The sequence below is a fragment of the Nocardia sp. NPDC060259 genome (assembly GCF_042728775.1).
Lineage (GTDB): Bacteria > Actinomycetota > Actinomycetes > Mycobacteriales > Mycobacteriaceae > Nocardia.
This window is the reverse complement of record NZ_JBHXAY010000042.1, coordinates 1-22,190: the sequence shown is the minus strand read 5'-3', so window position 1 is coordinate 22,190 and position 22,190 is coordinate 1. Positions and strand designations below refer to the sequence as shown.

General features: G+C 66.5%; 27 protein-coding genes and 1 pseudogene. 6 read left to right on the top strand and 22 right to left on the bottom strand.

Going from position 1 to position 22,190, the window contains the following annotated elements; translation table 11 throughout:
• Nucleotide 1: 1 nt before the first annotated feature.
• Nucleotides 2–1,501: a hypothetical protein gene (locus tag ACFWF2_RS17430; RefSeq protein ID WP_379308445.1), complete on the top strand. Its 1,500-nt coding sequence runs from the start codon at nucleotides 2–4 to the stop codon at nucleotides 1,499–1,501.
• Between the two features lie 66 nt (nucleotides 1,502–1,567).
• Nucleotides 1,568–2,011: a D-aminoacyl-tRNA deacylase gene (gene dtd / locus ACFWF2_RS17425; protein ID WP_379308444.1), complete on the top strand. Its 444-nt coding sequence runs from the start codon at nucleotides 1,568–1,570 to the stop codon at nucleotides 2,009–2,011.
• Between the two features lie 25 nt (nucleotides 2,012–2,036).
• Here the strand turns inward: dtd and ACFWF2_RS17420 are convergent, their stop codons facing one another.
• The 13 genes from ACFWF2_RS17420 to ACFWF2_RS17360 all read right to left on the bottom strand — a co-directional run bounded on the left by ACFWF2_RS17420 (nucleotide 2,037) and on the right by ACFWF2_RS17360 (nucleotide 11,080).
• The gene (locus ACFWF2_RS17420) at nucleotides 2,037–2,408 is read right to left on the bottom strand and encodes a GIY-YIG nuclease family protein (RefSeq protein ID WP_379308460.1); all 372 of its coding nucleotides are present in this window, start codon (nucleotides 2,406–2,408) and stop codon (nucleotides 2,037–2,039) included.
• Nucleotides 2,409–2,774: 366 nt separating this feature from the next.
• Nucleotides 2,775–4,247: a hypothetical protein gene (locus tag ACFWF2_RS17415; protein ID WP_379308443.1), complete on the bottom strand. Its 1,473-nt coding sequence runs from the start codon at nucleotides 4,245–4,247 to the stop codon at nucleotides 2,775–2,777.
• Between the two features lie 9 nt (nucleotides 4,248–4,256).
• Nucleotides 4,257–4,553 (bottom strand): hypothetical protein, encoded by a 297-nt coding sequence (locus tag ACFWF2_RS17410; RefSeq protein WP_379308442.1) that lies wholly within the window; start codon nucleotides 4,551–4,553, stop codon nucleotides 4,257–4,259.
• 130 nt (nucleotides 4,554–4,683) lie between these two features.
• Nucleotides 4,684–5,481 (bottom strand): type I methionyl aminopeptidase, encoded by a 798-nt coding sequence (gene map / locus ACFWF2_RS17405; protein WP_379308441.1) that lies wholly within the window; start codon nucleotides 5,479–5,481, stop codon nucleotides 4,684–4,686.
• Nucleotides 5,481–6,026, bottom strand: coding sequence for an adenylate kinase (locus tag ACFWF2_RS17400; protein ID WP_379308440.1), 546 nt, complete (start codon nucleotides 6,024–6,026; stop codon nucleotides 5,481–5,483). Before ACFWF2_RS17400 ends, map begins: the two co-directional genes overlap by 1 nt.
• A complete protein-coding gene (gene secY, locus ACFWF2_RS17395) occupies nucleotides 6,023–7,345 on the bottom strand; it encodes a preprotein translocase subunit SecY (protein ID WP_189030475.1) in 1,323 nt (440 codons plus the stop codon). Before secY ends, ACFWF2_RS17400 begins: the two co-directional genes overlap by 4 nt.
• A 164-nt stretch (nucleotides 7,346–7,509) precedes the next feature.
• Nucleotides 7,510–7,953 (bottom strand): 50S ribosomal protein L15, encoded by a 444-nt coding sequence (gene rplO, locus ACFWF2_RS17390; RefSeq protein WP_019045071.1) that lies wholly within the window; start codon nucleotides 7,951–7,953, stop codon nucleotides 7,510–7,512.
• Between the two features lie 2 nt (nucleotides 7,954–7,955).
• Entirely contained in the window at nucleotides 7,956–8,135 is a 180-nt protein-coding gene (gene rpmD, locus ACFWF2_RS17385) for a 50S ribosomal protein L30 (protein ID WP_019045070.1), read from the bottom strand.
• A 1-nt stretch (nucleotide 8,136) separates the two neighbouring features.
• Nucleotides 8,137–8,784 (bottom strand): 30S ribosomal protein S5, encoded by a 648-nt coding sequence (gene rpsE / locus ACFWF2_RS17380; protein WP_378853423.1) that lies wholly within the window; start codon nucleotides 8,782–8,784, stop codon nucleotides 8,137–8,139.
• Between the two features lie 31 nt (nucleotides 8,785–8,815).
• Entirely contained in the window at nucleotides 8,816–9,223 is a 408-nt protein-coding gene (rplR, locus tag ACFWF2_RS17375; RefSeq protein WP_110037187.1) for a 50S ribosomal protein L18, read from the bottom strand.
• A 2-nt stretch (nucleotides 9,224–9,225) separates the two neighbouring features.
• On the bottom strand, nucleotides 9,226–9,765 hold the full coding sequence (gene rplF, locus ACFWF2_RS17370; protein WP_378853427.1) for a 50S ribosomal protein L6: 540 nt from the start codon (nucleotides 9,763–9,765) through the stop codon (nucleotides 9,226–9,228).
• A gap of 13 nt (nucleotides 9,766–9,778) precedes the next feature.
• Nucleotides 9,779–10,177: a 30S ribosomal protein S8 gene (rpsH, locus tag ACFWF2_RS17365; protein WP_014981717.1), complete on the bottom strand. Its 399-nt coding sequence runs from the start codon at nucleotides 10,175–10,177 to the stop codon at nucleotides 9,779–9,781.
• Nucleotides 10,178–10,411: 234 nt separating this feature from the next.
• A complete protein-coding gene (locus ACFWF2_RS17360) occupies nucleotides 10,412–11,080 on the bottom strand; it encodes a YoaK family protein (RefSeq protein ID WP_379308459.1) in 669 nt (222 codons plus the stop codon).
• A 397-nt stretch (nucleotides 11,081–11,477) separates the two neighbouring features.
• On the opposite strand from ACFWF2_RS17360, the gene ACFWF2_RS17355 reads away from it, so the two are divergent.
• Entirely contained in the window at nucleotides 11,478–13,043 is a 1,566-nt protein-coding gene (locus ACFWF2_RS17355) for an alpha/beta hydrolase (protein WP_379308439.1), read from the top strand.
• 3 nt (nucleotides 13,044–13,046) lie between these two features.
• On the opposite strand, the gene ACFWF2_RS17350 is transcribed toward ACFWF2_RS17355, so the two are convergent.
• Both ACFWF2_RS17350 and ACFWF2_RS17345 read right to left on the bottom strand, forming a co-directional pair.
• Nucleotides 13,047–13,259, bottom strand: a complete 213-nt coding sequence (locus ACFWF2_RS17350; protein ID WP_379308438.1) for a hypothetical protein — start codon at nucleotides 13,257–13,259, stop codon at nucleotides 13,047–13,049.
• Between the two features lie 121 nt (nucleotides 13,260–13,380).
• Nucleotides 13,381–13,680, bottom strand: a complete 300-nt coding sequence (locus tag ACFWF2_RS17345; protein WP_379308437.1) for a hypothetical protein — start codon at nucleotides 13,678–13,680, stop codon at nucleotides 13,381–13,383.
• A 209-nt stretch (nucleotides 13,681–13,889) separates the two neighbouring features.
• On the opposite strand from ACFWF2_RS17345, the gene ACFWF2_RS17340 reads away from it, so the two are divergent.
• Nucleotides 13,890–15,722: a sensor histidine kinase gene (locus ACFWF2_RS17340; RefSeq protein ID WP_379308436.1), complete on the top strand. Its 1,833-nt coding sequence runs from the start codon at nucleotides 13,890–13,892 to the stop codon at nucleotides 15,720–15,722.
• Between the two features lie 54 nt (nucleotides 15,723–15,776).
• The gene (locus ACFWF2_RS17335; protein WP_379308435.1) at nucleotides 15,777–17,348 is read left to right on the top strand and encodes a protein kinase; all 1,572 of its coding nucleotides are present in this window, start codon (nucleotides 15,777–15,779) and stop codon (nucleotides 17,346–17,348) included.
• Between the two features lies 1 nt (nucleotide 17,349).
• On the opposite strand, the gene ACFWF2_RS17330 is transcribed toward ACFWF2_RS17335, so the two are convergent.
• Nucleotides 17,350–17,601 carry a hypothetical protein gene (locus ACFWF2_RS17330; RefSeq protein ID WP_379308434.1) on the bottom strand — a complete coding sequence of 84 codons (252 nt, stop codon included), beginning with the start codon at nucleotides 17,599–17,601 and terminating at the stop codon, nucleotides 17,350–17,352.
• Between the two features lie 335 nt (nucleotides 17,602–17,936).
• Here ACFWF2_RS17330 and ACFWF2_RS17325 point away from each other — a divergent pair, with 335 nt between their 5' ends.
• The gene (locus tag ACFWF2_RS17325) at nucleotides 17,937–18,590 is read left to right on the top strand and encodes a Uma2 family endonuclease (RefSeq protein WP_379308433.1); all 654 of its coding nucleotides are present in this window, start codon (nucleotides 17,937–17,939) and stop codon (nucleotides 18,588–18,590) included.
• Between the two features lie 109 nt (nucleotides 18,591–18,699).
• Here the strand turns inward: ACFWF2_RS17325 and ACFWF2_RS17320 are convergent, their stop codons facing one another.
• The 6 genes and pseudogenes from ACFWF2_RS17320 to rpsN form a co-directional block, all read right to left on the bottom strand.
• Nucleotides 18,700–18,885 (bottom strand): type Z 30S ribosomal protein S14, encoded by a 186-nt coding sequence (locus ACFWF2_RS17320; RefSeq protein WP_014981705.1) that lies wholly within the window; start codon nucleotides 18,883–18,885, stop codon nucleotides 18,700–18,702.
• Nucleotides 18,886–19,496: 611 nt separating this feature from the next.
• Nucleotides 19,497–19,880 carry a hypothetical protein gene (locus ACFWF2_RS17315; protein ID WP_379308432.1) on the bottom strand — a complete coding sequence of 128 codons (384 nt, stop codon included), beginning with the start codon at nucleotides 19,878–19,880 and terminating at the stop codon, nucleotides 19,497–19,499.
• 11 nt (nucleotides 19,881–19,891) lie between these two features.
• The gene (locus tag ACFWF2_RS17310; protein WP_379308458.1) at nucleotides 19,892–20,446 is read right to left on the bottom strand and encodes a DUF3558 domain-containing protein; all 555 of its coding nucleotides are present in this window, start codon (nucleotides 20,444–20,446) and stop codon (nucleotides 19,892–19,894) included.
• Between the two features lie 47 nt (nucleotides 20,447–20,493).
• On the bottom strand, nucleotides 20,494–20,844 hold the full coding sequence (locus tag ACFWF2_RS17305; RefSeq protein WP_379308431.1) for a hypothetical protein: 351 nt from the start codon (nucleotides 20,842–20,844) through the stop codon (nucleotides 20,494–20,496).
• A 6-nt stretch (nucleotides 20,845–20,850) separates the two neighbouring features.
• Nucleotides 20,851–21,774, bottom strand: a complete 924-nt coding sequence (locus tag ACFWF2_RS17300) for a hypothetical protein (protein WP_379308430.1) — start codon at nucleotides 21,772–21,774, stop codon at nucleotides 20,851–20,853.
• A gap of 325 nt (nucleotides 21,775–22,099) precedes the next feature.
• A pseudogene (gene rpsN / locus ACFWF2_RS17295) lies at nucleotides 22,100–22,190 on the bottom strand (30S ribosomal protein S14); the annotation flags it as partial.

Below are 22,190 nucleotides of genomic sequence, written 5' to 3'. Positions count from 1 at the left end.
CATGACCGATCTGAGCGGCCTCGAACGGCGCGTCGCGGCCGACCGCACTGCCACCAGAAGCCAGCGTCCCGAGGACTACCTCAAACTGGCCGGCTCGCTCACCGAGCTCGCCCAGGGCCTGCTCGCCACCCGTGACGACCCGTCCGGCCGGGACCGCACCGCCGAGTCGCTGGAACCGGCGCAGGAAGCCGTGGCGATCCGGTTGCACTGGCTGGTCGGTGGATACGTCAGCTACGAATACGCCGGTGCGCTGCAGGATTCGCTGCGCCTGTTCGAACAGGCGACCCGGCTGGTCGGGCATCGGCAGCTGGCCACCAACACCATTCGCAGTGCGTGCCGGGCGTATCGGCAGGTCGCGCAGGACTATCCGGACGTATCGCCGATGTGTGCCGACGGGCTGTCCAAGTGCGGCGTGTGGTTGATGCGGCTCGATCACGACGCGGCGGTGGCGGCGACCGAGGACGCGGTCCGGATCAGGGCGGCGATGTACGCGCGCACCGCCGAGCAGCCGGGCAAGTACCTGGCCAGTCTGAGCACGCTGCTGCGCACGATGATGGTCGGCCGGTCCCGCAAGCAGGCCATCGCGAGCTATCGCGCGCTGTATTCCGAGGTCACCTCCACCGCGAGTACCGCGCGGCTGCGCGAAACCCGGGTCGAGGAGCTCGATCTCACACTCAAGACCACCCAGGCCCTGGTCAAGCTGGGCGCGTCGACGCTGGAACGCGCGGGCAGGCTGACCCAGCAGCAGATTCTCTATCAGTCGGGTGGCGACCTCGCCACGATCGACGAGATCAACTGGCGGCTGGCGCTGGTCGGCCTCAAGCCGCTGGCGGCGGGCGCGATGCCCGAACCGCCCTCGCGCCCGGTGGAGATCTCGGCGACCTACGGCGCGCTCGCGGTGCGCTGTTCGGCGCCGGACGCGCTGGAGCAGGTGCGGTCGGCGATCGTGGCCGCCTTCGCCCGCGACGGCGCCGAGCCGGTGGACGCGGGCCGGTTCGCCGGAGTCCACGAGAAGCACTGGGGGGTCAAGGAACCCGTCACGAACCCGGCGACCGAGCTGGCTGCCGACGTGGTCCTGGTCGAGAAGTCCTCCGGCAGCTGGATTTCGGTGAAGAGCCTGAACTGGGAGATCGGCGCGCTCGGCAAGCACCCACTCGCCGTTCGCCTCTCGGAGAAGTGGCCGGTGCTGACCGTCGCCACCATCGAGAACATCTCCTATGAACTGTGCCTCTACGACAACGGCGTCGCGACCCAGTACGCGGCCCTCGGCAGGCCGGCCGGACAGGCGCCGCTCGACGCCCCGCTGGCCCCACTGGATTTCGCGACGCTGGCCGACTACGGCGCCGACTACGCCTCCGAGACCCAGGTCCGTGCCGCCTTCGGCAATGCCCCGATGTTCGCCAAGGTCACCGAGCTGCCGGGCAGCGGGATCCGGCAGGCCGCCGAAAAGCGCCCGCTCACCGACTACGGCCAGGACATCCTGTTCTTCGGTAAACCCTGATCCGGTGACACCGGTATCGCGCCCCGCTCGGTCGCGGGGCCGGGCCGCCCGGCATGATCGGGTGCTGTGCGAGTACTGCTGCAACGGGTGACCAGTGCCCAGGTGAGTGTCGACGGTGCGGTCGTCGGCCGGATCGACCCGGCCGGCGCCGGAGTTCCGCACGGTCTGCTCGCCCTGGTCGGCGCCACCCACACCGACACCGAAGCGACCGCGCAGGCCCTCGCCGACAAGGCTTGGCGGCTGCGCATCCTCGACGGCGAACGTTCCGCCGCGGACCTGAACGCTCCCGTCCTCGTCGTCAGCCAGTTCACCCTCTACGCCAACACCGCCAAGGGCCGCCGCCCGTCCTGGAACGCCGCGGCCCCCGGCCCGATCGCCGAACCTCTCGTCGACACCTTCGCCGACACCCTCCGCACCCTCGGAGCCACCGTCGCCACCGGCCACTTCGGCGCCCACATGGAAGTCCAGCTCACCAACGACGGCCCGGTCACCGTCCTCCTCGAAGGCTGACTTCAGCCACCGACAGAGACGCGTACTACACAGCCATCCGAGCCGGGAGGATCGACAAGTCGGCCGACTGCCGATCCATACAGAACCCGACGACGGCACGGATCTCGTCGATATTCGTCTCGAACCACTCGTTGCCGGGGCACGTCTCGATCTTCCGGCCGCGCAGCTCGAGGACTGCATGAACGGCGCGCTCCAGCAGAGCGGCGTTGTCGGTCTCCAGTTCCAACACCACGACCGGACGTTCGGGTAAAGCCGTTCCGACCTGGTCAGCGAGACGCGCGGCGACGGAAACTGTCGTCATACCGATCTTGTGCGGCCAGGCACGGTCGCCCCGGCTGGGCGGCCAATGCCTCGTAGGCGGGCAGATAGTAGGCGCACAAGTACTCGATGCCGGCACCGGCTGTGTCGCCCACCGGCCCCGGAAGCGTGAACGCGCTGTCCGGTTCCCGTGAATCCGCCAGATGCCGTACCCGCCGCTCTGCGAGGCGCAACCGGCTTCGGCCAGTTTGGCGAGCGCCCGTTTGGCCACCCGGGGCAAGTTGGCGGAGTCGGCGGGCAGTCTCACTGCCCGAGATGGTGAGCGGACACCAGCGAAACCGCATCGGACCGACGGAGCATCTGGCTAGACGCGAGCTCGGTCAGCAGATCGGCGAATACATTTGCCGTCAGCGGGATACCCGTGTACCGGTAATCGCCGGACGACTCACCGGGAGGTGCGCTAGCCACAGGGACTCCTTCGCTGGTCGGTCGCCCGGACAAGCTATCAGCACGGGCCGACAGGAATCGACGGTGTTTCGGTGTTCTCCGATTCTGTTGTCCGGTCCCGTTCCCACAGTGGGATATCAGCTGGGTCGGCCGCTTCGTAGGCGGGGAGGCCGTCGGCGCCGTCCGGGTCGAAATAGCGTGGGGTGTAAGGGATCAGGGAGCCGGGGGCGTCGTTGTCGGTCGGTGTGGACGCGGCGGAACCCGGGCCGTGCGGTGTCGTTGTGATTGTGGAGTTGCCGGGGGTCGGCGCACCCGTGCCGGGGTTCGGCGTGCCACCACCGGGCGACGAGGGCCCTGAGGCATTTCCACCCGCGGAGCCTGACGTTCCCGTCGAGCCGGTGCCACCACCCGCAGCAGCACCGCTGCCCGACGTACTTCCGCCGGTACCAGCGGAGTTCGCGGGGGAACCACGGGACGAGCCCAGGTTCGTCAGCGGGCCCTGACCCGTCGTCGAGCCGGTTCCGCCGGTGCCCGAGGCGTACGACGCACCGGCCGGATAACCGGCCGCGGTGGCGAACCCGGGCGGAGCGGAGGCAGCTCCGGCCCCACCGGATCGCCTGCCCGCGCGCCCACCCTGCACACCACCGGTTCCGGCACCGAAAGCCGCGCCGCCGCTGAGGACTCGCGGATCCCAGGTCCACCCGTTGCTGTCGATGAGGCCCCCTGCGCCCCATGCCGCCACAGCTCCACCCATACCGGCGCCCACACCGACGGCGGCCCCCTTCGCTGCCCCGGTGATCGCATTCGCCGGCAGCGGCAGGGCATCGGCGACCTTGTTCAGCCCCTTGCCGAGATGACCACCAATCTTGCCCGCGACGGCGGCCGTCAGGGCAGTAGTACCGACCCGCTCCAAGTCGACTTCGTCGCGATGACCGGCGGCGACCTGCCCCGCCTGGATCGCGAGATCCTGTCCGGCGCCGAGCACCGTGCTCACCACCGCGTGCTTGGCCAGGAACTTGACCGTCGCGGCGATCCCCGACCGCGCGGCGTAGCTCGCGATGGCGGTCACCGCCCGCCTGCCGATGATCCGCACCGCGGCGTTGGTCAACGCGATGGCGGCCGACTGGACGAGCGGGGCGGTCGGCGGAAAGAGCAGCGCCGCAGCCATTTCCACCGCGAGCATGGCCAGCGAACTGATGACAAGGATCTTGGTGTACTCGATCTCGGTGGCCGTCGCGTCGGCGGAGGAGGCGACCTCCTCCAGCACGTCCACGAGCCGCTCCAGCGACTGGTCACCCTGCCGCAGCGCACCCAGCGCGGCGTCGATCGCATCGTGTCCCGCACCCCACGGATACGCGTCCGACGTGGCTGTGCAGGCGGCGCGCAGCTCGGGAAGCAGAAGCCGCAGATCGTCGGCGGCCTGCTGCCAGTTCTCGCCGAGCGCCCACATCTTGTCTTCGTCGCCGTCGGGCCAGTCCGAGCCTGCGACCCAGCCGAGCCAATGCAGCTCCGACGGCAGGTTGATGGACATCGGCGCGGTCTAGAGCCGGTCCTGCTTCTCCAGCAGTGTCACGGCTCTGCGCTGACCGTCGGCGTAGGAGTCCAGCGTCGCAGCCATATTGGCGATGGCCGTGAACATATTCTCGCGCGCGACGAGATATCCGGTCTCGCCACCGGCGAACGACGTGCCGTAACCGTCTTCGCCCCACGGCGCACCGTGGGCACTCGATGCCGCCTTCAAGCCCGTCAGGACGCCACGCACATCATCGCGCAGATCGGCCATCAGATCGGCCGCCGCCCGCAGCTGCCCCGGGGTGACCTGAACCTTGCCCGCCATCCGAAATCCCTTTCACCGAACCAGAATTGGAACGATGCCAGGGACGCGGAGGTGAACCAGGGGCGAACAACGGACTTTTACGCCGCGCTGACTGCCGGATCGGCGATCTTGACGGCTTCTTGACCCGCGACTACTCCGGACGCAGCGTGAGGATGCGCGGGCCGTCCTCGGTGACGGCGACGCTGTGCTCCCAGTGCGCGGCGCGGGAGCCGTCGGTGGTGACGACCGTCCAGTCGTCGTCGAGCGTCTTGGTCTCGGTGGTGCCGAGGGTGAGCATCGGCTCGATCGCCAGCACCGAACCGACGACCAGGCGCGGGCCCTTGCCGGGGGCGCCTTCGTTCGGCAGGAACGGGTCCATGTGCATCTCGCGACCGATGGCGTGACCGCCGTAGCCGTCGACGATGCCGTAGGCGCGGCCGTGCTCGCGCTCGGCGGCGCGGGTGCCGAGCTCGATGGCGTGCGAGACGTCGGTGAGCCGGTTGTCGGGCAGCATCGCGGCGATGCCCGCCTCCATCGACAGCTTGGTGGCCTCGCTCAGCAGCCGGTCGGCCTCGATGATCGGGCCGACACCGAAGGTCCACGCCGAATCGCCGTGCCAGCCGTCCAGAATCGCGCCGCAGTCGATGGACACGAGATCACCCTCGGCGAGGATTTCCGTCGCCGAGGGGATGCCGTGGACCACACGGTCGTTGACCGAAGAACAGATCGAGCCGGGGAAGCCGTGATAACCCTTGAACGACGGGACGGCGCCCGCGTCACGGATCGTCTGCTCGGCGACCTCGTCCAGTTCCAGCGTCGACACGCCGGGCTTGGCCGCGGCGCGGACGGCGACGAGCGTCCGTCCGACGATCGCGCCGGCTGCCGCCATGGCATCCAGCTCGCCCGCCGAACGGAACGGCACGACCTTCTTCTTACGGCTGAAGACCATCAGCGTCCGAGCGCCCGCAGTGCCCGCGCGTTGACGTCGTCGACCTCGCCGACGCCTTCGACCGTCACGACCAGACCGTCGTAGTACTCGAGCAGCGGCTCGGTCTCCTCGCGGTAGACGCGCAGCCGGTTGTCGATCACCTCTTCGGTGTCGTCGGCGCGGCCACGGGCGAGCATCCGGTCCTTGAGCAGCGACTCGGGCACCACGAAGCACAGCACGGCGTCGAGCTCGGTGCCGTGGTTCTCGAGGATCTTCTTCAGCGCATCGCCCTGATCGACCGTGCGCGGGTAGCCGTCGAGCACGAAGCCGTTCGCGGCGTCCGGCTCGGCGACGCGGGCCTCGACCATGCGGTTCGTGACGTCGCTGGGGACGAGGTCGCCCGCGTCCATGTACTTCTGCGCTTCGCGACCGAGGGCGGTCTGCTGGCTGATGTTCGCGCGGAAGAGGTCTCCGGTGGAGATGTGCGGAACGCCCAGCTTCTCCGACAGCAGGACGGCCTGAGTACCTTTGCCGGCACCCGGCGGACCGAGCAGAACAACTCTCACTTGAGGAACCCTTCGTAATTTCGATTCATCAGCTGGCTCTCGATCTGCTTGACCGTGTCGAGACCAACACTGACCATGATGAGCACCGCGGTACCGCCGAACGGCAGGTTCGCCACCGCACCCGAATTGCCCATGTCGAGGAACACGTTCGGGAGCACGGCCACCAGACCGAGGTAGATCGAGCCAGGCAGGGTGATGCGGCTCAGAACGTAGTTGAGATAGTCGGCGGTCGGCCTGCCGGGACGGTAGCCCGGGATGAAGCCGCCGAACTTCTTCATCTCGTCGGCGCGTTCCTCCGGGTTGAAGGTGATCGCGACGTAGAAGTAGGTGAAGAAGACGATCAGGCCGAAGTAGATGGCGATGTAGACCGGGTTGGACGGATTCACCAGGTACTTCTGGATGATCTCCTGCCACCAGCTCGGCTCCGTCGCCGTGCTCGACCCTGTCAGCTGCGCGATCAGGTTGGGCAGGTACAGCAGTGAGGACGCGAAGATCACCGGGATGACACCGGCCTGGTTGACCTTCAGCGGCAGATATGTCGACGAACCGCCGTACATCTTGCGGCCGACGACGCGCTTGGCGTACTGCACCGGAATCCGGCGCTGACCCTGCTCGACGAAGATCACGGCCACGATGATCGCCAGGACGGCGGCGCAGACGAGACCGAAGACCAGGCCACCACGGGTGTCGAGGATGTTCTTGCCGTCGATCGGGATGCGGGCGGCGATACCGGCGAAGATGAGCAGCGACATGCCGTTACCGACACCGCGCTCGGTGATCTGCTCACCGAACCACATGACCAGCGCCGCACCGGCGGTCATCACCAGGACGATGATGATCATGCCGAAGATGCTGGTGTCGGCGAGGATGTCCTGCTGGCAGCCCTGGAGCAGCTGACCGCGCGCCGCGAGCGCGACGAGACCCGTTGCCTGCAGGATCGCCAGGGCGATCGACAGGTACCGGGTGTACTGCGTCATCTTGGTCTGGCCTGCTTGGCCTTCCTTGCGCAGCTCCTCGAAGCGCGGGATGACGACGGTCAGCAGCTGGATGATGATGCTCGCGGTGATGTACGGCATGATGCCGATCGCGAACACCGAAAGCTGCAGCAGCGCACCACCGGAGAAGAGATTGATCAGCTGGTAGATACCGGCGGATTCACCACCGGAGACCAGCTTCACGCAGTCCTGGACCGCGCGGTAGTCGACGCCGGGGGACGGCAGCGCGGCACCCAACCGGTACAGCGCGATCAACCCCAGCGTGAAGAGAATCTTCCGCCGTAAGTCCGGAGTCCGGAAGGCCGATACGAAGGCGGAAAGCACAGATCCTCCTGGCGAACGACATGGTCATGCCATGCGACTGAACCAACACCGCATCGTGTGGATACGTCAGCCGATGACGAGCTTGGCAGACAACACTTGAACTCTAACAGTGACACCGGACGAGCTCTCGACTCGTCCGGTGTCCACTGCTAACTACAGTACCGTCAGGCCAGTTCGGTGACGGTGCCACCGGCGGCGGCGATCTTCTCCTTGGCGGAGCCGGTCACCTTGTCGGCGGTCACCTGGACCGCGACACCGATTTCACCATCGCCGAGGACCTTGACCAGCTCGTTCTTGCGAACGGCGCCGGCTGCGACGAGCTCGGCCTTACCGACCGTGCCGCCCTCGGGGAACAGCTCCGCGATGCGGCCCACGTTCACAACCTGGTACTCCACGCGGAAGCGGTTGGTGAAGCCCTTGAGCTTCGGCAGGCGCATGTGCAGCGGCATCTGGCCACCCTCGAACGCCGGGGAGACGTTCTTGCGGGCCTTGGTGCCCTTGGTACCACGACCGGCGGTCTTGCCCTTGGAACCCTCACCGCGACCCACACGGGTCTTCTCGGTCTTGGAACCCGGCGCAGGACGCAGGTGGTGCAACTTGATGGTCATTGTCAGACCTCCTCAACTGTTACGAGGTGGCGCACGACGTTGATCAGACCGCGGTTCTGAGCGTTGTCCTCACGGACAACACTCTGACGGATCTTACGAAGGCCCAGCGTACGCAGGGAGTCCTTCTGATTCGCCTTGGCGCCGATGGTGCTCTTGATCTGGGTCACCTTGAGATCAGCCATGTCAGGCTCCCTGTCCTGCACGCGCACGCAGCATGCCCGCCGGAGCGACATCCTCGATCGGCAGACCGCGACGCGCGGCAACCTCTTCGGGACGCTGGAGCATCTTGAGCGCGGCAACCGTCGCGTGAACGACGTTGATCGCATTGTCGCTACCGAGCGACTTGGCCAGAATGTCGTGAATGCCAGCGCATTCGAGCACGGCACGCGCCGCGCCACCGGCGATCACACCGGTACCGGGCGAAGCCGGACGCAGCATGACGACACCGGCCGCCGCCTCACCCTGAACCGGGTGGGTGATGGTCGAGCCGATCATCGGGACGCGGAAGAAGCCCTTGCGAGCCTCCTCGACACCCTTCTGGATGGCCGCGGGAACTTCCTTGGCCTTGCCGTAGCCGACGCCGACCAGACCGTTGCCGTCACCGACGATCACGAGGGCGGTGAAGCTGAAGCGACGACCACCCTTCACGACCTTGGAGACGCGGTTGATCGCGACTACGCGCTCGAGCTGGTTCTTCTCGGCGGCCTGGTCCCGACGGTCACCGCCACGACGGTCGCCGCCACCGCGACGATCGCCACGGCCGCCCTCGGGGGCATTGGGGTTCTGTCCGGCGGGTCCGCTGCCGCCGTCACGCCGCTGACGTCCCGGCATCAGACGTTCCTTCCATTCGAAATAACAGTCATCAGAACTTCAACCCGCCTTCACGAGCGGCATCGGCCAGCGCCGCGATACGGCCGTGGTAGTCGTGACCACCACGGTCGAACACGACCGCCTCGATACCGGCAGCCTTGGCACGCTCGGCGATCAGCTGACCGACCTTGGCGCCCTTGGCGGACTTGTCGCCCTCCAGCGCACGCACGTCGGCCTCGATCGAGGACGCGGCGGCGATGGTCTTGCCGACCGAATCGTCGACGAGCTGGGCGTGCAGGTGCCGCGAGGAGCGGTTGACCACCAGGCGCGGACGCTCGGTGGTGCCGACGACCTTCTTGCGCAGACGGAAGTGACGGCGGGTCTTCGACAGACGACGCTTCGTGGAAGCGTCCTTGCCCAGCGGAATCCGCTTGGCCTTCTGGTTTTCGGTTTGCGCCATGATCACTTACCCGTCTTTCCGACCTTGCGGCGAACGACCTCGCCGGCGTAGCGGATGCCCTTGCCCTTGTACGGGTCGGGCTTACGCAGTCCGTGGATGACAGCGGAGATCTGGCCGACCTTCTGCTTGTCGATACCGGACACGGAGAACTTGGTGGGCGATTCCACCGCGAAGGTGATGCCCTCCGGGGCCTCGATCGGCACCGGGTGGCTGTAGCCCAGGGCGAACTCGAGGTTCGAACCCTTGGCGGCCACACGGTAACCGACACCGAAGATTTCCATCTTCTTCTCGTAGCCCTTGGTGACACCCTCGATCATGTTGGCGATCAGGGTGCGGCTCAGGCCGTGCAGCGAGCGGTTTGCGCGCTCGTCGTTCGGACGCTGGACCTCGAGCTCGTTGCCCTCGCCCTTGGCGACGGTGATCGGCTCGGCCACGGAGTGCGACAGGGTGCCCTTGGGACCCTTCACCGTGACGACCTGGCCGTCGATGGTGACGTCGACGCCGGCCGGAATCTCGATGGGCTTCTTACCAATACGCGACATTAGTAGTCCTCCCTTACCAGACGTAGGCGAGGACTTCGCCGCCCACGCCCTGCTTGGCCGCCTGACGGTCGGTGAGCAGACCGGTCGACGTGGAAATGATCGCCACGCCGAGGCCGCCGAGGACCTTGGGCAGGTTGGTGGACTTCGCGTACACACGCAGACCCGGCTTCGAGACGCGACGCAGGCCCTGCAGGCTGCGCTCACGGCTGGGGCCGTACTTCAGATCGACGACGAGGGACTTGCCCACGGTCGCGTCCTCGGTGCGGTAATCGGCGATGTAGCCCTCACGCTTCAAGATCTCGGCGATGTTCGCCTTGAGCTTGGAATGGGGCGCCTTCACCTGATCGTGGTACGCCGAGTTGGCGTTGCGCAGACGTGTCAAGAAGTCTGCGATCGGATCAGTCATGGTCATGGTTAGACCTCGACACCTTTCTCGCTGCGGTTCCCATGCAGCATCTCCCCGTTTTCACGGGGTGACCGTGGGCCTACAACAATTCGGCTGGTCCGGACGGCACTTACCGACCGGATGAGTTCTCGTTACGAGCTCTCGGTGCCTGGACCGTCCGCCCGCTTCACCTACAGTCAGCGAGGCGCCAGCGGACACAGTGGTGCCCAGGCAACCGCTCTAGTGTAGGCAATGCCGTGGTCAGGACAAAATCTGGGGCTCGGTCGCGGCCTTGGCGGTGAGCAGGATCGCCACGGCCGAGACGACGGTGGCCACGATCAGCATCATCTCGCCGCCGACCAGCATGCTCAGCACGCCGCCGAGGAACGCGCCTGCGGCGAAGGATCCGTACTGCAGCGCGTAGCCGAGCCAATCACGGGAACTGCCGCCGCTGACATGGCTTTCGATGCCCTGACTCAGCTTCACCACCGTCCCGGTGGCGTAGCTCAGCGGAACACTGGTCTCGCCGTTCTTGACGAAGGCCGTGTTGAGCGCGCCGACCGCGAACGCGACGAAGGCGATGGGAATGAACCCGACCTCCTGACCGCCGGTTCGGTCAAGGACCCAGTCGACGACGGCGGCAACGGCCAGGGCGGCGGTGGTCACCACGGCCGCGCCGTGGCGGCTGTCGCGCCACACGCGTCGCCGCAGCAGCGAGGCCACGAACACGCCGAGACCGAACGAGAAGAGCAATGTGATGGCGCCGGTCGCCAAGACCGCGTCGTTGTCGAACCAGCCGAGAACGGCTCGCTCGGTATTTCCGGTCATGAATGTCACGAAATATCCGGCGGAATGCGTATAGGCGGCGGCGCCGATAAATCCGGCCAATACCGAAAGAAAAGCGACCATCGGCATCGCGCCGGTCGGCATCCCCCGGTACGCGGGGCGGTGGGCCAGGTCACGCCCGGTTTTCTCTGTGGCTGTCGTCACAATCCCACTTCCTCCGTTTGTCCTGGAATTAGGGATCATCGTCGACACCCGGTTGCGCCACATTTCCGCGCAACAACACCGACAGTAGCGACGGAGTGGCGTATCGACCACCTCGGCGCGGAAATTATCGGGAGAAACACAGAATCCGCCGAAGTACTTAACTTCGCGTTAACCGAACAATTCGAAATAAATTCAGGAGCGGACGGCACGGAACAGGGTCGCGGCGGCGGGCGAGCTGGGCGGACACGGCGAATTCCGTTCGGCACCAACTAGTTTCCCGGAGTAAGCATGTGATAGCTTCGCGAGGTCCGTCCGATCTGCACAGGAGGCTCGGCAGTTGTATTCGCGCTCTTGGCGCCGTGGAACTCGCCGCAGCTGGACTCGCGCTCTCGCTGTTCTGCTCGGCATCGGCGCTCTCACCGTCCCGTCCCCCGCCGGCGCGGCCGATCCGTATGTCGATCAGCTCGCCGAAGCCGCGAGCACGCCGGCGCTGCAGTGGTCGGACTGCGAGGACGGCTTCTCCTGCACGTGGGCGCGGGTACCGCTGGACTATCACAGCCCGCAGGCCGAACAGATCGAGCTGGCGGTGATCAAGCTGCCCGCGACCGATCCCGGTCGCCGGATCGGCACCCTGTTCGTGAACTTCGGCGGGCCTGGACCGTCGGGCGTCGACCGGCTGCGCGAGCGGGCGCGGTGGCCGTGGTTGTTCTCCGAGGAACTGCGGGCCCGATTCGATGTGGTGTCGTGGGATCCGCGTTCGGTCTCACGCAGCGCTCCGACCAGCTGTTTTCCCTCGGCCGACGAGCAAGAGGCCTACTTCGCGACCTTCCCCGGCATCCCGGCGGGTCCCGGCGACGAACCGGAGTTCTTCGCCCGTTCCGCCGACATCGCCGCCCGCTGCGGCGCGTCCGCGGGCCCGATCCTGGCGCACGCCTCGACCACGAATACCGCCCGTGACCTGGAGTTGCTGCGACGCGCGGTGGGTGATGCGGCGCTGACCTATCACGGCATCTCCTACGGCACGCAGGTCGGCGCCGTCTACGCCAACATGTTCCCCGGCCGGGTGCGGGCGATGGCGCTGGACGGGTCACTGGATTTCCAGGGAAATGTGGACGGGCACGGCGCCGACCTGCCGCTCGATACCAGGCAGGGCGTGGCCGATGCCATGGCCGAGACCTTCGACGCCTTCCTGCGTGACTGTTCGGCCGCTGGTCCGAACTGCGCGTTCTCGGCGGGAGACCCGAAACTCAAGTGGATCGCGCTCGCCGAACGCGCGCGGCTCGCCCCCATCGTTGTCGACGGCACGCCGTGGACCTACGAGCAGATCGTGGCCGCCGCGGGCAGCCTCGCGCGCCCGGATACCTACGCCGACCTGGCGATCCTGCTCCAGCAACTCTTCGACGCCGGGACCGCGCTGCTCCCGGCCGTGACGCACGACGCGGTCTTCGCCAAAGAACACCCCGGCAACCGGATCGAGGCGTTCTATTCGATCCAGTGCACCGACAGCGCCGTCCCGACCGACCCCGCCGTCTACAGTCGGGTCGGCGCCGTCGAAGACCTGCGCGTCCCCTATTTCGGCCGCACCGCCGTCTTCAACGCCACCCCCTGCGCCTTCTGGCCCGCCCATGACGCCGACCGGTACACCGGCCCGTGGAATCGTGAGACGGCTGCCCCGATCCTGGTCCTGAACAGCAGATATGACCCCGCGACGCCGTTGCGTGGTGCCTACGCGGGCGCGGCTCAGCTGTCCCGCGCCCAGGTCGTGGTGATCGAAGGTGCAGGCCACAGCAGCATGTACGTGGCCAGCACCTGCGCCGAACGCGTCAAGCGCGACTACCTGTTCACCGGCCGGCTGCCACCGCAGGACCTGCGCTGTGACATCGACCGATCCCCTTTCGGCTGACCGTCAGCGGCTGACGCACACCCCGGTGAGCAGCGGGCCGTAAGGATTCTCGGCACTGCCCGCAACGACGAGCAGACCACCGATCGGGCTGCACAGAACGTCCAGGCTCGACGACCCACTGCCCGCGATCGGCTCCTGGGCCTGCGCGGTGGTGGCGCTGACGGCGGGGGCGAGGAGGAACAGAGCGAGGGCGGAGGACACAGCGAGCTTCTTCATGGCGTTACTGTGCCTGTCCGCCCTCGCGGTGCGCACGCCCCGACTTGCCGGGGCATCGGCTCCGAGGGCACCAACTCCACTGAGAAATCGATGCCCTCGGAGCAATGACGGCATGACTCGGTCAGCCCGCGATGCCCGGGACGATCGGCTGCACCGGGTTATTGCATAGGCCCACTACCGGGCCGGCCCACAAGAACCCGCCTGCCCCAGCAGTGCCCGCCGCTGACGTGATACCGGAGGCGAAGCCTGGGCCCAGAACGACACAGGAATAGGCACCTCCATCGGTGAGTGTGACGCCGTAGGGGTCTCCGACGACGCCGTCAGAGGTGATCGTGATCGCGCTGGCGACGCCTGATCCGAGGGCGAGGGCAGCTGCCAGCGTGCCGAGTGCGATGGCCATCCGGCCGGTGTGGTTTCTCATCGGAATCTCCTTGATGTGGCCGCCTTGCAGTGGCGGTGGTTGAGTCGGCCACCGGTCGGCGGCGCATCCCAAAATTACGGTCTGACCTGCCGTTTCCACGTCCGTGAAGGCACGGAATCAGCTCAGTGCCAGCACTGGTTCCGACGACGGTTGCGCCCGGTGTTTCCGGCGGAGGATCCTGAGGAGATCGGGGTAGTCGGAGGTTTCCAGTGGCACCTCGCACGGTCGCGGTCATCGGCGGCGTCACGGCCTGTGCCGCCGCGCTGAGCGTCGCCGTCGCGCTGTCGGTGGACTGGTCGGAGGCCGCTCTCTACGACCCGGCCAGGATCCTGCTGTTGGGACCGCGCGAGGCCTTCGCCGCCGCGCAGACTTCACCGAAGTTCAGCCGGGTCGAGCTCGCGCTGTTCCTGCTGACCGGGGCATCGTTCGTGGCGTCGGGACTGTTCACCTGGACAAACCGGCCGCGTGACCTGGCCGGACCGCTCTTCATGGTGGCCGGCATGGTGTGGCTGGCCTGCGGTGTCCGCCGGTCGAGCGACCCGATGCTGTTCACCGCGGGCGCGGTGCTGACGAATATCTATCTGCCGCTGATGCTTCCGATCCTGCTCGGCTTCCCGTCGGGACGGCTGCGCCAATCGTGGGAGCGCTGGTATATCCGGGCCTGCTGGGCGCTGGCCGTGTTCGGGGTGTCGGCCGAGTGGCTGTTCTTCGATCCGCGGGAGGTGCCTGCGCCGCACCCGTCGACCTCGGTCAACCTGTTGCTGATCCGCCACGACGCGGTCCTCGCCGATCGGATTCAGCTGACCGTCGGCGCGGCCGCCGTCCTTCTCGCCATCACGGTCATCACCGTCGTGATCAAGCGCTGGCGATCCGGCACGGCGGCCTATCGAGCGGGATTCACCCCGATCATGGTGCTCGCGACGGTCGCCGGGGTGAGCACCCTGTGGGTCCTGGCGACCGCCGCCCGATTCCCCGGCTCGGTGCACGCCTGGACGCTGAATCTGCGCTACATCCCGCTCGTGCTGCTGCCGACGGCCATCGCGTTCGGACAGGTCCGGTACCGGATGGCGCGGGCCGCGGTCGGTGACGCCATGGTCGAGATCGGCGCGGCCCCGATCAGTTCCGGCTTCGTCGAGGCGTTACGCCGCGCACTGCACGATCCCACCCTGGCGCTGTGGACCTTCGATGCCGAACGCGGCGGCTACGTCGACGACCAAGGGCACGTCCGGGAACTGCCGCGCGGTGGCGGTCACCGGGTGACGACGATCCTCGAGCGCGACGGCGCCGCGACGGCCGCGCTCGTCTACGACAAGCAGCTGCAGAACGAACCCGAACTGCTGGCCGCCGTGCGCGGCGCGACCGAACTCGCCCTCGATCACGAGCGCCTGCGCAACGATCTGCAAGCCCAGCTCGCCGAAGTGCGCCGCTCCCGCGAGCGCATCGTGGCGGCGGGCGACGCCGAGCGCCGCCGCGTCGAACGCGATCTGCACGACGGCGCGCAGCAACGTCTCGTCGCCGCGGCGCTGCTGTTGCGCCGGGCACAGCGCGCCGCCGACACCGAAACCCAGGGCGACCTGGTGACCCGCGGCGCCGCCGAACTCGACACCGCGCTCACCGAGCTGCGTGAACTGGCCAGGGGCGTGTTCCCGCCGATCCTCGCCGAGCGCGGTCTCACGGCCGCGCTGACCTCGCTCGCCGAACGCTCCCCCCTCCCCGTGCGCATCCACGGGGCGCTGGTACCGCGGCCACCGGCCGGGGTGGAGCTGGCCGCGTACTTCATCGCCGCCGAGGCGATCACCAACGCGGCCAAGCATTCCGGCGCTACGCATGTCGACATCGAGGTGTGCCTGGTCGACGACACGGTGCGGATGACGATCGCCGACGACGGGCGCGGCGGCGCGCAGATCCGTCCCGGCGGCGGACTCAGCGGATTGTCCGATCGCGCCGCGGCACTCGGTGGCCGGTTGAGCGTCGACAGCACTCCCGGCGCAGGCACGATCCTCACCGCCTCCCTGCCGGTCCATACGGGCGACGCGCCATGAGCCGCCGGAGGTGTTCAATGGAGGTGCGCGGAACACGCGGCGAGGTGGTGACGCATGAGCGGATGTGACCTCGAACCCGGCACGGTGTTCGCGGGTTACACGATCGAGCGGACGCTCGGCGCGGGCGGCATGGGATCGGTCTACGCCGCTCGCCACCCGACCCTGCCACGCACCGTCGCGCTCAAGGTATTGCATCCCTCGCTCACCACGGACGACTACGTCCGCACCCGATTCGAGTTCGAGGCCGATCACGCCGCCCGGCTGGACCACCCCGCCATCGTTGCCGTGTACGACCGTGGCCGCGAGGGCGATCGGCTCTGGATCGCGATGCAACTGGTGCCGGGAACCGATGCCGCCCGCCTGCTGCGCGACGGGCCGGTGGCGCCGGAACGGGCCGTGCACATCATCGAAGCGGTCGCGGCGGGACTCGACTACGCGCACCGGGCCGGGGTGTTCCACCGCGACGTCAACCCGGCGAACATCCTGCTGGCCACCCCCACCGAGCCGGGCGAACCCGAACGGGTGCTGCTGACGGATTTCGGCATCGCCAAAGCCCTCGACGACACCGTGCACCTCACGACGGCCGGGATGATGGTCGCCACCCTCCGCTACGCGGCCCCCGAACAGCTCGAAGGACGAACCATCGACCATCGTGCCGACGAATACTCGCTGGGCTGCACGCTGTTCCACCTGCTCACCGGCAGTCCGCCCTATCCGGGACCGAGCCAGGCCGCCATCATGAACGGCCACCTCAACGGCCCGATTCCACAGCCGAGCGCGCTGCTGCCCACCCTGCCGAAGGCCTTCGACGCGGTCATCGCCCTGGCGATGGCCAAGCGCCCGGACGACCGCTATCCGGATTGCGGCACCTTCGCGACCACGGCGCGGGCGGTGCTCACCGCGGCGGCCGACGACACCGCCGAACATCCGACGATCCGCTGTCAGCCTGCCGAAGCGGGCACCGCACCGCGGTTGCGGGTAGTGCTCGCCGACGACTCGGCGCTGCTCCGCCAGGGCATCGCGCGCCTGCTCGAGGACGAGGGCATGGAGGTCGCCGGGCAGGCGAGCGACGCGGTGGCGCTGTTGCGCCTGGTCCGCGCGCACCGCCCCGATGTCGCGGTCGTCGACATCCGCATGCCGCCGACCTGCACCACGGAGGGCATCGACGCCGCGGTCATCATCCGTCGCGACTATCCAGGCACCGCGGTGCTGCTGCTCTCGCAGTACATCGAGACCGAGAATGTTCTCGACCTGCTGTCGGGCGGCGCGCGCAGCCTCGGCTACCTGCTCAAAGACCGGGTTTCCGACATCGACGAGTTCGTCACGGCCCTGCAGCGAGTCGCCGCCGGCGGCTCGGCGATCGATCCAGACCTGGTCGCCCGCTTGGTCTCCCGACCACACCACGGCGCCCTGCCGCTCGACGAACTCTCGCCTCGGGAGCGAGAAGTGCTGCGGCTCATGGCCGAAGGACGCTCCAACCGCGCGATCGGCGCGACCCTGTTCCTCGGCGAACGCACGATCGAGACCCACGTCCGCAGCATCTTCGCCAAGCTCGGCCTACAACCCGAACCCGACGATCACCGCCGCGTCCTGGCAGTCCTCACTCACCTGCGAGTGGACAACTGACTCAGCTCAGCAGGCAGAGCAGGTCATACAGCGGCGGCTTCTCGACACTGCCCGTGGCAAACAACAACTGCGCGACCGGCGAACAGATCAACGCCGTCTCCGACGACCCCGACCCACCCTTCGACGACCCCGCACCACCTTGCGACGACCCGGATTCGGCAACCGGTGCGGGCGAGACGGGAGCGGCAGAGGCAACGGCGGGTACCGAAACCAACGCACACGACAGAACAGCAACAGCGGCAATCTTCTTCATGCGCCAAGGGAACACGACACAGGCCCCCAACAAGAGTGAAATCCGAATATTTCACCCACCTTCCGGCCGATACCTACTCGACCACTGTTGCGGCCAGATCGACCACGGCGACCTCGACGTCCGAGGCCGCGCCTTCGCCGACGCCGCCTACCGCCAGCACCTCCGGGGCCTACGACCGCATCCCCGAGATCGCGCGCTACGAGACCACCTATCACGCCCCGACACCTGGGAGACCTACGAGGCAGTCGCGTCCCTGCTCGACGAGGCGTGGGCGGAATGGCACAAGAGCTAGCCGAGCGGGGAGCGGAAGTCGCACCCGGGACTATCATTGCGCCATGACGAAAGCGCATCCTCAGCGCCCCGACCTGCCCGAATACATGACGTGGGAAGAGCTCGAGCAGCTTCCTGAGGAAATCGCCTCCTGTATCGAACTGTGGGGCGGGCGCGTGGTCTGGACGCGGCGCGGGCCAGGAGAACATCAGGAAGCCAGCAACCTGCTGTGGAATGCTCTTCGCCGAGACGCCAAGCGCGCGATGGACACCGAGCCCGAGAAGTGCTGGCGGGTTCGTACCGAGACGAACGTCTTCTTCGGTCAGCAAGGTAAATCCGATTTCGTGACTCCAGATTTCATGGTCCATCGATGCCTGGACAAGGCGTACGCGCACGTTCGCGCGGACGATGCGCTCCTGGTCGGCGAGGTTCTCTCCCCGTCGAACACTGCGGCCGAAATGGAAACCAAAAGGGCCAGATACGCGGCTGCGGGCATTCCGTGGTACTGGGAAGTCACCCTGCATCCGCGGCGCAGCGCGATCGCGTATGTGCAGGCATACGGCCTGGCATCCGGAACCGGGGCCTTGCCAGCAGGCGTATCACCGCTCCACAAGGCCAACTACCTCCTGGCCGGCACTTGGTCGCCAGCCGACTCCACCGAAATCACCATCGACTTCCCGTTCCCGATCACCATCCCGTGGTCCGAGTTGTCGCTCTGACCGCCATTGGCGAGCAGCGCCGAACGCGCGAAGGCACGGACTCCCTCGCGGAAGTCCGTGCCTTCGTTCGTTATTCGCCTAGGCGGCAGCGCTCACGAGGAGCGCGGGCTCACCAGGAGCTCTTGTGCACGCCCGGGAGCTCGCCACGGTGGGCCATCTCACGCAGGCACACGCGGCACAGGCCGAACTTGCGGTACACCGCGTGGGGGCGGCCGCAACGCTGGCAGCGGGTGTAGGCGCGGACCGCGAACTTCGGCTTGGCGTTGGCCTTGTTGACCAGTGCTTTCTTGGCCATGTGCTCAGTTCTGCACCCAGCAGCACTGCTTCCTTCCCATTGCAGACCACCAGTTGGCGGCCTGGTTTGCGACCGCATGCGCATCATTGTACGTCGCTCCAGGATTGGCCTCGAGGTATCTCAGGTCGGTAAGTTCATGATCCAGCAACAACCGATCAGTCGGAGTGCCCCGCCCTTCGCTGAACCGCAACCAAGCCTCCGCCATATCCGGGTCTGCATCGAAATGTCCGATTCGAACCTCTCCGGTATACGAATCAACAATTTGTGTTCGGCATTGAATACGTGCTGCTTGATCTTTTCCACGTCGGATACGCTCAACCCAGTATTCTCGGCAATGCCGGCGACATCGTGCGTGTCACTTCTCATGTAATCCCACAGGAGTGAGAGCGAACAGAGCGACAACAGAGGACATAGCCAGCTTCTTCACGGCTCCACCTTGCCGCTCCACCCACACGCTCCGCACGCCCCGTCCTACGGGGCACACCACCCAGCCGCAGTCGACGGCCCTACCTACCCTGCCTCGCCGACCGCTCGACGAGGCAGGGACGGAGTGGCACCACCTCCAGGAACACTGATCGCGCAACCCGCGCACTACTGCGGAGACCCATCGATCAGCGTTGATTCCAGAGAATCAACAGCAGCGCGTCAGCGCCGAGGACCGCCGCTGGAACGAAGTGCTGCCATAACAAGCCCCACCGCGAACGCAGGACAACGAAGACCAGCGCCACCCCGGCCACTCCCGCCGCCACCAGGCCGAACCGCCAGGCGGAAGTCTCGGTGCCGAACACTCCGAACGCCGCGACGATCACCGAGAACAGAAGGGCGCCCTGCTGCAGACCCTGCCTGATCCAATGTTCGACGATCATGGCCAGCCCATAGCCGAAGACAACCAACAGCTTCTTTCTCCGCTGACCGGTCTCTGCGTCGTCATAGGCCGCCGCCGCCTCAAGTCCTCTGCGGTACAGCGGATCGGTTTTCCGCACTTCCTCGGTCATCGACTCTCCGGTCACTCGGCGTCGAGAATGCCGACAACGGAATGCGCGATCGAAGTGACCTCATCGCAAACGTTCGAGGGGTTCTTCGACGAGTTCAGCAGGGTGATATCCAGGACACCATCCTTAGATTTGATGGCGATCGCACAGGTCCCGCCAGCTTGGGGCGACTGATACACCGCCGCGCCTCGGCCACCGACCACTTCGTTCGCCAGGACCGGCCATTTCTTGTCGGCACGAACCTCGTCAATGGTGCGGCTGCTCGACCGAACCGAGAGGAGACCGACCGGCACCATCGTCCCATCGACTTCCTCGTTCCGCAGGAAGTCACACCCGATAGTGGTCAGCCCTTCGGTGACGATGCCACCAGACCTGACTCTGGTGGCGGGGTCGAATCCGATCCGGGTGACGACGTCGTCGCCCAACCGAGTGCACGGATCGAGCCGCACCTGCATCGGACCACTTTGAGCCGGCGGCGGAGCAACGGCTACCGCGATCGGCGGAGGCACGAAGCTGGTCGTGGATGTGGGGCCACCACCAACGGATTCTCCGCTTCCACACGCGACCACAACCACACCGCAGGACACAACACAGACCGAGCCGACGACCTTTCCGATCACTGGTACAGCTCGGCTGGCATACCGTTCGGCCCGACCCCTGCGGCTGCCGCGGCGCCGTGCTCGGCCTGCATTGCATCCAGATGAGAAATAACCAGATCTGAATTGGTGGATTTCCCGGAAAACAGGGAATCCCAGGTCTCGGCACCGCCGGACACCAAACCGGCGGCCGCCTGCATGTCGGCGCCCAGTTCGCCGCTTGCGGCCTTCTCCTGCAAGCCTTGCCACACCTCGGCGGGTACCTGGCAGGAGGCCTTGAAGCTGGCCAGTTTCTGCTCGAGCTCATCGAGAGCGGTGTCGATGGCCGACACGGCCGCCTTTATTTTCATCGCGTGGTCTACGGTAGCCATTGCCTGTCACGACACCTTTGCGGGTTCGGCCGGAAGTGCGTTTCGGGAGAGTACGTCTTTCGCTGCGATGATGGAGTCCTTGATCAACCTCAACAATGACCAGAACAGCATCAGAACTTTGCGGGCTTCATTGAGGACCGACACTGCTTCCATGGCGGTTCGCACCATCTTGACCTGACCCCAAAGCGGGACAACCGCGGCTCCCCACCCAGCGCTCGCCAGCGCGATCACGGTTAGAATCACGTCAACCACGACCTGCGCCAGCTTGACCGCCTCGTTGACGGCGTCTCGCAGATGACTACCCATCTGCGTCATCGCACTCCGCTGGCTGGTCCAAACGGTGTCCCAATCCCCGAACAGCGTGGCCTGCGCGTCGGCGGCCTGACCGGTCCAGGTCTTCACGATATTGGTCTGCCCGCGCTTGATGTTGGCCTGGATGTTCTCGAGATATTCCTCCAGCCGATCCCACGACGCGCTCTGCGTCCCCGCCTCGGCGATGTCACCGGCGATCCAGGTGGTGATGTGCTCGCGCGGGTCCGGGCCACCGACGAGCTCGATGAGGTCGCAGACCTTGTCCATCATTCGGCCGAGCGTGATCTCCGGCAGGGTTCGCGTATCACGCGTCGGCATGTTCATGCCCGGCACGACACCGTCGTTGAATCCGGCCGCTTCGCCGTCATCGGTTCGGTTCAGCGTTTGCCCGTTGTCGAGCCTGGCGATCTCACCGGCCCATTCGCTGTCCGCACGGACATATTCCTGACTCGCGAACGCCAGAGCTTGCTGAGTGGTCGCCAGCCGTTCGGCAGCGGTATCGAGCGCATCGTGGAACTTTGGTAGCAACTCGGCATAATCGGCCGTGATGATCTCGAGAATCCTTCCGAAATCCGTCGACGTCATTCCGATGAGCGAGCAGGTATAGGTGTTCTCCATATATTTGCTGTTACGGCCGACCTGAGCCGCCCACCCGTTCAGATCGGAAATCTCTACAGCTAATACCGTCACAACGCCCCCGAACAATTGCGATGAAACTCAAACCTTCGCCGCGCTTGAGGCTTTCGCTTAATTCCCCCGCCGCAACGTGGCCCAAGACTATTCTGCCAGCAGAACTCGAGTCAAGATGTCCGAGAACATCCGATTCATGTCATCTCCCTTTCCTGTCGAGTACCTGAACGCGCGAAGGCACGGACTCCCTCGCGGAAGTCCGTGCCTTCGTTCGTTATTCGCCTAGGCGGCAGCGCTCACGAGGAGCGAGGGCTCACCAGGAGCTCTTGTGCACGCCCGGGAGCTCGCCACGGTGGGCCATCTCACGCAGGCACACGCGGCACAGGCCGAACTTGCGGTACACC